An 11,258-nucleotide genomic window follows, 5' to 3' on the forward strand; every position below is an offset into this window, starting at 1 on the left:
ATTCTCTCCAGTGAGGATGTGATGCGTCGCCGTGCGACGCTGTTGCAACGCATGCACATCGACGGCCCGTTGCTGATCCTGTTGCTGACCCTCGCCGCCGGCAGTCTGTTCGTGCTGTATTCGGCCAGTGGCAAGAGCTGGGACCTGCTGGCCAAGCAAGCCACTTCGTTCGGCATCGGCCTGGTGTCGATGATCGTCATCGCCCAGTTCGAGCCGCGATTCATGGCGCGTTGGGTGCCGGTCGGTTACGTGATCGGCGTGCTGTTGCTGGTGGTGGTGGACGTCATGGGCCACAACGCCATGGGCGCCACGCGCTGGATCAACATCCCGGGGGTGATCCGTTTCCAGCCTTCGGAGTTCATGAAGATCCTGATGCCGGCGACCATCGCCTGGTACTTGTCCAAACGCACCTTGCCGCCGCAGCTCAAGCATGTGGGGGTCAGTCTGTTCCTGATCGGCTTGCCCTTCATCCTGATCGTGCGTCAGCCGGACCTCGGCACTTCGCTGCTGATTCTCGCCGGTGGCGCCTTCGTCTTGTTCATGGGCGGGTTGCGCTGGCGCTGGATTCTCAGCGTGATTGCTGCCGCCGTGCCGGTGTCTGTGGCCATGTGGTACTTCGTGATGCACGACTACCAGAAGCAGCGCGTCCTGACGTTCCTTGATCCCGAGAGCGATCCGCTCGGCACCGGCTGGAACATCATTCAGTCGAAAGCCGCCATCGGTTCCGGCGGCGTGTTCGGCAAAGGCTGGCTGCTCGGTACTCAGTCGCACTTGGACTTCCTGCCGGAAAGCCACACCGACTTCATTATTGCGGTGATGGGCGAAGAATTCGGCCTGGTGGGCATCTGCGCACTGCTGTTGATTTACCTGTTGTTGATCGGTCGTGGGCTGGTGATAACCGCCCAGGCCCAGACATTGTTCGGCAAATTGCTCGCGGGCAGCCTGACCATGACGTTTTTTGTTTACGTTTTCGTCAACATCGGTATGGTCAGTGGCCTGTTGCCGGTCGTGGGGGTGCCGTTGCCGTTCATTAGCTACGGAGGAACTTCGCTGGTGACGCTGCTGTCAGCGTTTGGGGTTTTGATGTCGATCCATACCCATCGTAAGTGGATCGCACAGGTTTGAATAAGGTGAAGATGTCAATGCAAGTAATGCGCGGCTGGGCGACTCGATACGCGCCATGGGTCGGCCTGGTAAGCATCCTTGGCACAACGCAGGACGCGTTGGCCGGCGATTACGAAGGTTCACCCCAGGTGGCCGAATTCGTCGGTGAAATGACCCGCGACTACGGTTTTGCCGGTGAACAGCTGATGGGCGTGTTCCGCGAAGCCGAGCGCAAGCAGTCGATTCTGGACGCGATCTCGAAACCCGCCGAGCGGGTCAAGCAGTGGAACGAATATCGCCCGATGTTCATCACCGACGCGCGCATCGCCCGTGGTGTGGACTTCTGGCGTCAGCACGAAGCGGTACTGGCCCGTGCCGAGCAGGAATATGGCGTGCCGGCTCAGGTTATCGTCTCGATCATCGGGGTTGAGACCTTTTTCGGCCGCAATACCGGCAATTTCCGGGTAATCGACGCTTTGTCGACCCTGGGTTTCGACTATCCTCCCCGTGCCGAATTCTTCCGCAAGGAGTTGCGTGAGTTCCTGTTGCTGGCCCGTGAGGAGCAGGTCGATCCGCTGACCCTCAAAGGCTCTTACGCCGGCGCCATGGGTTTGCCGCAGTTCATGCCGAGCAGCTTTCGCGCCTATGCGGTGGACTTCGACGGTGACGGCCACATTAATATCTGGACCAACCCGGACGATGCCATCGGCAGCGTCGCCAGTTATTTCAAGCGTCACGGCTGGGTCGCCGGCGAGCCGGTGGTCAGTCGCGCGGATGTGCGTGGCGAGCAAGTGGATGAAGGTTTGACGACGGGCATCGAGCCGACTAAAACGGTCGGGGAGTTGCGAGCCTTGGGCTGGTCGAGTCATGATGCGCTGCGCGATGATATGCCGGTCACGGCTTTCCGCCTGGAAGGTGACAATGGCCCGGAGTACTGGATGGGCCTGAAGAATTTTTACGCAATCACGCGATATAACCGCAGCGTGATGTACGCCATGGCGGTACATCAACTGTCTGAACAGCTGGTCCAAGCACGGGGCGTCAAGTAATGCGGGCATTGCCTATGAATAAACCCCTGAAGCTGATGGCATTCGCCGCGTTGGCGGTGCTGGTCGCCAGTTGTTCGACCAGCCGCGCGCCGACGCAAAAGCCTTCAACGGCCGTGCGCGCAACGCCTGGCCTGGACATCAACCGGGCGCACAAAGACGGCGCGCCATGGTGGGACGTCGACGTATCGCGCATCCCGGATGCCACGCCGACCCTGCACTCCGGTCCTTACAAAGCCAATCCTTACACCGTGCTGGGCAAGACTTACTTTCCGCTGCAAGAATCCAAGACCTACGTCGCCTCGGGCACGGCGTCCTGGTACGGCACCAAATTCCACGGTCAGAACACCGCCAATGGCGAGGTGTACGACCTGTACGGCATGAGTGCCGCCCACAAGACATTGCCACTGCCAAGTTACGTCCGGGTGACCAACCTGGACAACCACAAGACCGTGATCCTGCGGGTCAACGACCGCGGGCCGTTCTACTCGGACCGCATCATCGACTTGTCCTACGCCGCCGCGAAAAAACTCGGTTACGCCGAAACCGGCACCGCACGGGTGAAAGTCGAGGGTATCGATCCGCAACAGTGGTGGGCACAAAAGGGCCGTCCGGCGCCTTTGATGCTCAACGAACCGCAGGTAGCGCAAAATGCCGCGCCGACGATTACCGCTTCGGCGGGCACCGTCGAGCAATGGACGCCACCGCCGCAGCAACACGCGGCAGCCGTGGTGCCCGTGCAGATTGATGCAAAAAAAAACGCTTCTGTACCAGCCTCTGGCCAGTATCTGCAGGTGGGCGCGTTCGCCAACCCGGACGCTGCCGAACTCCTGAGATCGAAGCTCAGCGGGATGGTGAGCGCTCCGGTGTTCATCAGCTCGATCGTGCGTAATCAACAGACGCTGCATCGGGTGCGCCTGGGGCCGATCGGTTCGCCGGGTGAAATCCAGCAAGTGCAGAACAGTGTGCGCCTGGCCAATCTCGGTTCGCCGAGCGTGGTCACCGCCGAATAATACGTAGTACTTGATTGACGGTTCGCTTGCGGTTTGGGGGGTGGACCTGGTTGTTGGCTCGTTGAAGAACAAAAGCCCGGCAAGGGTTCTGAGTGAGCAACTGAACACGCGATGGCCCGTTAGAAGGCCATCTGATTAGTTTTGCCTTCGGGCAGTTTCCATTAGCGATTTCGAGAGACGGATGAACATCACCACCTTTGCCAAACGCCTGTGTCTGCTAGTCCCGCTGCTCCTCTCGCCTGCCGCGTTCGCGGTCGAGATGATGCCGTCGCCACCACAACTGGCCGCTAAATCCTACGTACTCATGGACGCCAGCAGCGGCAACGTGCTGGTCGAGAACAACGGTGACCAGCGTCTGCCACCGGCCAGCCTGACCAAGCTGATGACCGCGTACATCGCGACCCTGGAAATCCGTCGTGGCCAGATCGGTGAAAACGATCCGGTGACCGTCAGCGAAAACGCCTGGCGTACCGGCGGTTCGCGGATGTTCATCAAGGTGGGTTCGCAAGTCACTGTCAGCGACCTGCTGCACGGCATCATCATCCAGTCGGGTAACGACGCCAGTGTTGCGCTCGCCGAGCACATCGCCGGCAGCGAAGACGCGTTCGCCGACATGATGAACAAAACCGTGGCCGATCTGGGCATGACCAACAGCCACTTCATGAACCCGACCGGTCTGCCGAACCCTGAGCACTACTCGTCGGCTCACGACATGGCGGTGCTGGCTCGCGCGATCATCCACGAAGACCCGGCTCACTATGCGATCTACTCGCAGAAAGAGTTCTTCTGGAACGGCATCAAGCAGCCTAACCGCAACCTGCTGCTGTGGCGTGACAAGACCGTCGACGGTCTGAAAACCGGTCACACCGACGAAGCCGGCTACTGCATGGTGTCTTCGGCCGTACGTGATGGCATGCGCCTGATCGCCGTGGTGTTCGGCACCAACAGCGAAGTGGCCCGTGCTTCTGAAACCCAGAAGCTGCTGACCTACGGTTTCCGCTTCTTCGAAACCCAGACCTTCTATCAGAAAGGCGCCGAGCTGGCTCAGGCCCCTGTCTGGAAAGGCAGCACCAATCAAGTCAAGGCCGGCCTGGCTGAAGACCTGACCATGACCCTGCCAAAAGGCCAGCTGAAAAAGCTCGCCGCCAGCATGACCATGAACCCGCAACTGGTTGCGCCTATCGCCAAGGGCGACGTAATCGGTAAAGTCGAAGTGAAACTGGACGACAAAGTGGTGCATAGCGCCGACCTGATCGCCCTGGACGCTGTCGAGGAGGGTGGTATCTTCCGCCGCATGTGGGATAGCATCCGTCTATTCTTCTACGGCTTGTTCAACTGAATTAGTGTGGACTTGCATGGCCCCGTTCCAATCCGGAGCGGGGCCATGTCCGTTGCCACGGCTTACGAGGCCGTTACGCCATGACAGATACCGAAGTAAAGGCGCCAAAGATCGAATTTCCTTCCAATGATTACCCGATCAAAGTGATCGGCGACACCATTGTGGACATCAAGCAAAAGATCATCGATATCGTTAAGAAGCACGCAACGATCAACGATGAAAGGGTGGACGAACGCCAGAGCAGCAACGGCAAGTACACCACCATCCAGTTGCACATCATCGCCACCGGTCAAGACCAGCTGTACGACATCAACAGCGAACTGCGGGCTACCGGTTTCGTGCACATGGTGCTGTGATGTCTGGCACGCTGGGCTTTCGCGAGCTCGGCCAGATGGCTTACGAGCCGGTCTGGCATGCCATGCAACGCTTCACCAACGAACGCGGCAGCAATGCCGCGGACGAGATCTGGCTGGTCGAACACCCGCCGGTGTTCACCCAGGGCCAGGCCGGCAAGGCCGAGCACTTGCTGCTGCCGGGGGATATCCCGGTGGTGCAGGTCGATCGCGGTGGTCAGGTGACTTACCACGGTCCCGGCCAGTTGGTGGCCTACCTGTTGCTCGACGTGCGCAAACTGGGTTTCGGCGTGCGTGACCTGGTCACCCGCATGGAACACTGCCTGATCGAGCTGCTGGCCAGCTATGGCGTGACCGCAGCGGCCAAGCCTGATGCGCCGGGTGTCTATGTCAATGGGGCGAAAATCGCCTCCCTGGGTCTGCGGATCCGCCACGGTTGTTCCTTTCATGGCCTGGCCCTGAACGTGGACATGAACCTGGAACCGTTTCGACGGATTAATCCCTGCGGCTACGCTGGGCTGGCGATGACCCAGCTGAGCGATCACGCAGGATCGATTGAATTTGCCGAGGTAAGTGCCCGGCTGCGCGCGCAGCTCGTCAAACACCTCGACTATGCTGAGCAGACGACCCTAACGGGCGGAATCGACTGATATGACTACTGATGCAGTGCAAACCATGATCCCGACGCTGGATGTTACCGAGCGTCCGGCCCCGCGTGCCAAGGTTGAAGCCGGCGTCAAGCTGCGCGGCGCCGAGAAGGTTGCACGTATCCCGGTAAAGATCATTCCGACCACCGAACTGCCGAAAAAACCTGACTGGATCCGCGTGCGCATCCCGGTTTCGCCGGAAGTCGACCGCATCAAGGCCCTGCTTCGCAAACACAAGCTGCACAGCGTGTGCGAAGAGGCGTCCTGCCCGAACCTCGGCGAGTGCTTCTCCGGCGGCACTGCGACCTTCATGATCATGGGCGACATCTGCACCCGTCGCTGCCCGTTCTGTGACGTTGGCCACGGTCGTCCGAAGCCTCTGGACGTCAATGAGCCGGAAAGCCTGGCCATCGCCATCGCCGACCTGAAACTCAAGTACGTGGTGATCACCTCGGTCGACCGCGACGACCTGCGTGACGGCGGTGCCCAGCACTTTGCCGACTGCATCCGCGAGATCCGCAAACTGTCGCCGAACGTGCAGCTCGAAACTCTGGTCCCGGACTACCGTGGCCGCATGGACGTTGCGCTGGAAATCACCGCCGCCGAGCCACCGGATGTGTTCAACCACAACCTGGAAACCGTGCCGCGCCTGTACAAGGCTGCGCGTCCGGGTTCGGATTACCAGTGGTCGCTGACCCTGCTGCAACGCTTCAAGCAGATGATGCCGCACATTCCGACCAAGTCCGGCCTGATGCTGGGTCTGGGCGAAACCGACGAAGAAGTCATCGAAGTCATGAAGCGCATGCGCGAACACGACATCGACATGCTGACACTGGGCCAATACCTGCAACCGTCGCGCAGTCACTTGCCGGTGGAGCGTTTTGTGCATCCGGATACCTTCGCCTGGTTCGCCGAGGAAGGCTACAAAATGGGCTTCAAAAACGTCGCTTCCGGCCCGTTGGTGCGTTCCTCGTACCACGCCGACGAGCAGGCGAAGCTGGTCAAAGCTGAATTGATGTTGTCTCTGTAATAAAGCGCCCGCAAGGCTTTTCAGCCTTGCGGGCGTTTTTGTTGGCCGTGCCTACGGCCGCAACCGTCTTTTCCTGCAACCTGCGGGGCGATTGATCCTCTTCTGTTTGTCCCCGTTCCTGACTACTGTGTGCTGAAGCTTTTCACGCAGGGAGATTCATGGATGACTGTTCGACCGACCCACACGCTGTTTCCTCACTCAGCCGTTCCGGCCTTGCCCTCGGAAGGGCTGATCGGCGTGATTGCGCCCGCCGGGCCTGCCGGGCTGGACACCGATAAAGCCGTTGCCTGGATGCGCGCTCGCGGTTATGCGCTGCGGATATTTCCCGGGGTGTACGAACAGGATGGCTACCTGGCCGGCAGCGACGACGTGCGGCTCAATGACTTGCACGCCGCGTTCGCCGACACGGAAGTCGACGCGATCATTTGCCTGCGGGGCGGTTACGGTACGCCGCGTCTGCTCGATCGCATCGATTTCGAATTGCTGCAAAACAACGCCAAGCCGTTTATCGGCTACAGCGACATCACTGCGCTGCACCTGGCGATCAGCCGTTACGCCGGTTTTGTGACCTTTCATGGTCCGCTGCTTAATGCCGATTTGCTGGGCGAAAAGCAAAAACCGACCGAGTCTTCGTTTTTCAACATACTCAGAGGGCAGGTGAAGGCGGGCAGTGTGCTTTCGCACCCGGTGGCCTGGCCGCTGACCACGATCGAGCCCGGCATCGCTCACGGGCGGTTGCTGGGGGGCAATCTGTCGATGATTGCCGCAACCATGGGCACGCCATTTGAGATGGAGGCTGAAGGCGTCATTCTTTTCATTGAGGACATCAACGAACCGCTGTATCGCATCGACCGCTTGCTGACTCATCTGCGCCTGGCCGGCACGCTGGGCAAGTTGCGCGGCGTGCTGGTGGGCGATGTGGCGGGGGTTGATACGGTTGCGCTGGAGCGGTTGCTCAAGCAGACGTTCGAGCCGTTGCGGATACCGGTGTTGGCAGGGTGGCGCAGCGGGCATTGCGATCCGAACCTGACGTTGCCGATGGGCGCGCTGGTTCGGCTGGATGCGGGGAAGAAGGAATTGGTGTTGGAACAGGATGTGGTCGTCAAGCGGTAGTGCGATAGCGCCTGTCAGTAAGTCTTCGCGGGCAAATCTCTCTCCTACAGGATAGTGTGATCCCGTAGGAGCGAGGCTTGCCCGCGAAGCTTTTTAGCGGTTACGCAGGCCTTCAAGCAACTTGTGCGTCGGATACCCATCCGCCGGCCAGCCAAACGACTGTTGTGCACTGCGGATCGCTTTGCGAGTGTTCGCGCCGATGATCCCGTCAGCAGTGCCCGCATCGTAATTCTGCGCACTCAGCAGGCTTTGCAGTTCGATTCGCTCAGTGCGGCTCAACGGCAAGTCATCTTTTGGCCAGGTGCCGTTGATCAGGCCGCCACCACTGAAGCGCTCGGACAACAGGCTCACCGCCAATGCATAAGACGACGAGTTGTTGTACTTGAGGATTGCGCGGAAGTTGTCGAGCACCAGGAACGCCGGGCCACGATAACCGGCCGGCAGCAGCAGGGCGGCGGACAGGTGTTCGGAACCTGCCGGAACCTGGGCGCCATTAGGCAGCGAGACCCCCAACTGTTGCCATTCGGCGACGCTCTTGCGAATCGTGCCGTCGGCCAGGACGTAGTTGAAACTGCCTGGTAGCTGCACTTCAAAGCCCCACGGTTGACCTTTCTGCCAGCCGGAGCTTTGCAGATAGTGCGCCGTCGAGGCCAGCGCATCGGCCGGGCTGCCCCAGATGTCGCGGCGGCCGTCACCGTCGAAATCCACGGCGTGGGTGTTGTAGGTGGTCGGGATGAACTGGGTCTGACCCATGGCGCCGGCCCAGGAACCGAGCATTTTCTCCGGTTCGATATCGCCTTGTTGCAGGATTTGCAGGGCGGCGATCAGTTGCGCATGAGCAAAGCCCGGACGCCGGCCTTCGTAGGCCAGGGTCGCCAGGGAGTTGATCACTGACTTGTTGCCCTGGAACTGCCCGAAATTACTCTCCATGCCCCACACCGACACCAAGGCCTGGCGATCAACGCCGTAGCGCTGCTCGATGCTTTGCAGAATGTCAGCGTATTGGCCGACCAGCGCCTGACCTTTGCGTACCCGCAGCGGCGACAGGGCGCCATCGAGGTATTCCCACACCGGGCGGGAGAACTCGGGTTGGCTGCGATCGGCACGGATCACGCTGGTGTCGAGGCTGACATTGGCGAAGGCGCGGTCGAACAGATCGGCGCGGATGCCGGCGGTTAGCGCGTCTTTGCGGAAACCCGCCTGCCATTCGGCGAAGGTCTGGGTGGGCTGGAGGTCGAGGTTTTCACCGGTCGGCACCACGGGCGGAATGACCGCAGGGGCTGTCGATACGGGAAGGGTCTGAAGCGGCTGGGCGTCGGCGGCGGTCGGTTTTTCCGCGCAGGCGACAAGCAAAATGAGGCTGGAGGCAGCGATCAGTTGGCGCAGGGGCCAACGACGGGAAATACAAAGGGGCATGCACAGGTCCAGGGAATACGAATCAGGTGCAGACCTTAACATGTTGAGCGATGGCTTGCCTTTCAGGCCGCCAGAAAGTAAGAAGCCTCCCAGCTATTAGACTGGAAGGCTTCGCGGCGGTAGCTGCCTTTGCCCTTGCCGGCTCGTTCCTGACGGCTGCGGAACAGTGGCTGGGCGATGATGGATTTGGCCTTGTTGGGGCCATGCTTGGATGGCTTTTTGCTCATGATCAGATCTCTCGATTGAGTGGGTTTTGCGGGGGAAATAATCTGCTGAAGTTGGGGTTCTGTCTAGTCCCCACATTGCGTAGGACCTTTCGGATGCGTTCGCGGGCAAGCCTCGCTCCTACAGGTTGGAGTCGTACACATAATGATGGGCCGACTGAGGCCTGTAGGAGCGGGGCTTGCCCGCGAATGGCCGTTATGCGTTCGGAAAGCTCACTCGGCGGGTAGCGACAATCTCTGGCCTGCCATCAACAACGACAACCGACTCAAACTCATCCAAGGCGACCCGGCAGCCTGACCCTTGATCTGCGCATCAATCCGCTGCGCTTCCAGCAACAACTGCGCCCAGCGTTGCGCCGGATAGCGTTGCAGGGCTTTGCTCATCAGCGGTTTGCGCTTGTCCCAGACCGGCGGTCGAGCCTGGCTGAAGGCTTTGTCCAGCGGCACACCCTGGCTGTATTGCAGCGAAAGGTTGGCCAGCAGACGCAGCTCCCGGGCCAGCGCCCAGAGAATCACCGGTGGCTCGACGCCTTCACCCCGCAACCCTTCGAGGATGCGCAGGGCATGGGCGGCTTCGCCGTTGAGAATCGCGTCGGTCAGGCCAAACACATCGAAGCGCGCACTGTCGGCCACTGCTGCTTGCACGGTTTCGACGGTGATCTGTCCACCTTCGGCCATCAGCTTGAGTTTTTCGATTTCCTGGGCGGCGGCCAGCAGGTTGCCCTCGACCCGCGCGGCAATCAGTTCCACGGCGTCCTGGCTGGCGGAAAGCCCGGCCTGGGACAACCGTTGACGAATCCAGCTGGGCAACTGGTTGGCATCCACCGGCCAGATCTGCACGAACTGCGTCTGCTGCCCTTCGACCAGCGCCTTGCCCCACTTGGTCTTCTGTGCACTGCCATCCAGCTTGGGCAGGCTGATCAGCAGCACCGTGTCTTCGGCCGGGCGCGAGCAGTACTCGATGAAGGCAGCGGCGCCTTTGTCACCGGGTTTGCCGGATGGCAACCGCAGCTCCAGCAGGCGCTTTTCAGCGAACAGCGACATGCTTGCACCGGCTTGCAGCAACGTCCCCCAGTCGAAACTGGCGTCGGCGGCGAAGACCTGGCGTTCGTCGAAACCCTGTTGGCGAGCGGCGGCACGAATGGCGTCGGCGGCTTCCTGGCACAGCAACGGGTCATCGCCGCTGATGACGTAGACCGGCGCGAGGGCACCTTGCAGGTGTTTGGCGAGTTGGGCGGGGGCGAGTTTCATAAGAAAGGGCGAACGGGGCGCCTGGGCGCCCCGTAAGTCTTATTGCTGCGGGATTTCGATAGGCGACTGACGCGGGGTTTCCGCTTCAGCTTTCTGCGCCGCTTCCAGTGCCTGGGCTTCGGCTTTTGCCTTGGCGTCGGCGGTCTGTTGCAACTGATCCAACTGAGTCGGCGTGAGTTGTGACAGGCGCAGCATCATGCGTTGAACCAACTCGCGACGGGTTTCTGTGCGAGCCGTATTGGCTTCCTGGTCGGAACCCACCAGGTTGTTGCCGTCGTGGATGAACATCTTCTGCACTTCGAGCTTGTCGCTCAGCAGCGGCAGGCCTTGCGCACCCCGGATGTCGTAGCTCAGCACGGTGCTCACCTGATACTCGCCAGTACGGCCGGCACCGGCGTAGCTGAGGATGCGCTGGCTTTCCTGCTCATCCGTCAACACAAGCTTGTACGGCGCTCCGGCGTAAACCTTGACGCCGCTGCTTTGCAGTACCTGACGCAATTGCGTCACGGTTTCGCCGTAGGCGTTGCGGGCGCTCAGATCGAGCTCCCTGATCGCCATTTCATTGGTGCCGGTGCCGCGCAGCTGGAACCCGCAGGCGCTCAACAGGACCGCGAGGCCCATCACCAGCAAATTGCGTTTGATCATCTTGTTGCTCCCCTTGAAACCATGTGGGCCGATCGTGCGGCCCGAAAGGTTTTACTCGGCGCCAGGCTCACCTGGCG

Annotated in this window: 12 protein-coding genes; 8 read left to right on the forward strand and 4 right to left on the reverse strand. The window is 60.5% G+C overall.

Going from position 1 to position 11,258, the window contains the following annotated elements; translation table 11 throughout:
* Window positions 1-21: 21 nt before the first annotated feature.
* The 8 genes from rodA to AC1ROI_RS16385 all read left to right on the forward strand — a co-directional run bounded on the left by rodA (window position 22) and on the right by AC1ROI_RS16385 (window position 7,645).
* The gene (gene rodA, locus AC1ROI_RS16350; RefSeq protein WP_049870746.1) at window positions 22-1,125 is read left to right on the forward strand and encodes a rod shape-determining protein RodA; all 1,104 of its coding nucleotides are present in this window, start codon (window positions 22-24) and stop codon (window positions 1,123-1,125) included.
* A 17-nt stretch (window positions 1,126-1,142) separates the two neighbouring features.
* Window positions 1,143-2,153, forward strand: a complete 1,011-nt coding sequence (gene mltB / locus AC1ROI_RS16355; RefSeq protein ID WP_010467366.1) for a lytic murein transglycosylase B — start codon at window positions 1,143-1,145, stop codon at window positions 2,151-2,153.
* Window positions 2,153-3,163, forward strand: a complete 1,011-nt coding sequence (locus tag AC1ROI_RS16360; protein WP_102594337.1) for a septal ring lytic transglycosylase RlpA family protein — start codon at window positions 2,153-2,155, stop codon at window positions 3,161-3,163. The genes mltB and AC1ROI_RS16360 overlap by 1 nt, the downstream gene beginning before the upstream one ends.
* Before the next feature lie 181 nt (window positions 3,164-3,344).
* Window positions 3,345-4,502, forward strand: coding sequence for a D-alanyl-D-alanine carboxypeptidase family protein (locus AC1ROI_RS16365; RefSeq protein WP_010467368.1), 1,158 nt, complete (start codon window positions 3,345-3,347; stop codon window positions 4,500-4,502).
* A gap of 80 nt (window positions 4,503-4,582) precedes the next feature.
* On the forward strand, window positions 4,583-4,858 hold the full coding sequence (locus AC1ROI_RS16370) for a DUF493 domain-containing protein (protein ID WP_010467369.1): 276 nt from the start codon (window positions 4,583-4,585) through the stop codon (window positions 4,856-4,858).
* A complete protein-coding gene (gene lipB, locus AC1ROI_RS16375) occupies window positions 4,858-5,505 on the forward strand; it encodes a lipoyl(octanoyl) transferase LipB (protein WP_010467370.1) in 648 nt (215 codons plus the stop codon). The genes AC1ROI_RS16370 and lipB overlap by 1 nt, the downstream gene beginning before the upstream one ends.
* Window position 5,506: 1 nt before the next feature.
* On the forward strand, window positions 5,507-6,532 hold the full coding sequence (gene lipA, locus AC1ROI_RS16380; RefSeq protein ID WP_102594336.1) for a lipoyl synthase: 1,026 nt from the start codon (window positions 5,507-5,509) through the stop codon (window positions 6,530-6,532).
* A gap of 162 nt (window positions 6,533-6,694) precedes the next feature.
* Window positions 6,695-7,645, forward strand: a complete 951-nt coding sequence (locus AC1ROI_RS16385) for a S66 peptidase family protein (RefSeq protein WP_102594335.1) — start codon at window positions 6,695-6,697, stop codon at window positions 7,643-7,645.
* 93 nt (window positions 7,646-7,738) lie between these two features.
* On the opposite strand, the gene AC1ROI_RS16390 is transcribed toward AC1ROI_RS16385, so the two are convergent.
* The 4 genes from AC1ROI_RS16390 to AC1ROI_RS16405 form a co-directional block, all read right to left on the reverse strand.
* Window positions 7,739-9,061 carry a lytic murein transglycosylase gene (locus AC1ROI_RS16390; protein ID WP_010467373.1) on the reverse strand — a complete coding sequence of 441 codons (1,323 nt, stop codon included), beginning with the start codon at window positions 9,059-9,061 and terminating at the stop codon, window positions 7,739-7,741.
* 62 nt (window positions 9,062-9,123) lie between these two features.
* The gene (gene arfA / locus AC1ROI_RS16395) at window positions 9,124-9,288 is read right to left on the reverse strand and encodes an alternative ribosome rescue factor ArfA (protein WP_003176285.1); all 165 of its coding nucleotides are present in this window, start codon (window positions 9,286-9,288) and stop codon (window positions 9,124-9,126) included.
* Between the two features lie 210 nt (window positions 9,289-9,498).
* A complete protein-coding gene (gene holA / locus AC1ROI_RS16400) occupies window positions 9,499-10,536 on the reverse strand; it encodes a DNA polymerase III subunit delta (protein WP_010467374.1) in 1,038 nt (345 codons plus the stop codon).
* Between the two features lie 39 nt (window positions 10,537-10,575).
* Window positions 10,576-11,181 carry an LPS-assembly lipoprotein LptE gene (locus AC1ROI_RS16405; protein WP_102594334.1) on the reverse strand — a complete coding sequence of 202 codons (606 nt, stop codon included), beginning with the start codon at window positions 11,179-11,181 and terminating at the stop codon, window positions 10,576-10,578.
* Window positions 11,182-11,258 lie beyond the last annotated feature (77 nt).

Source organism: Pseudomonas sp. GW823-FHT02C02 (assembly GCF_058797635.1).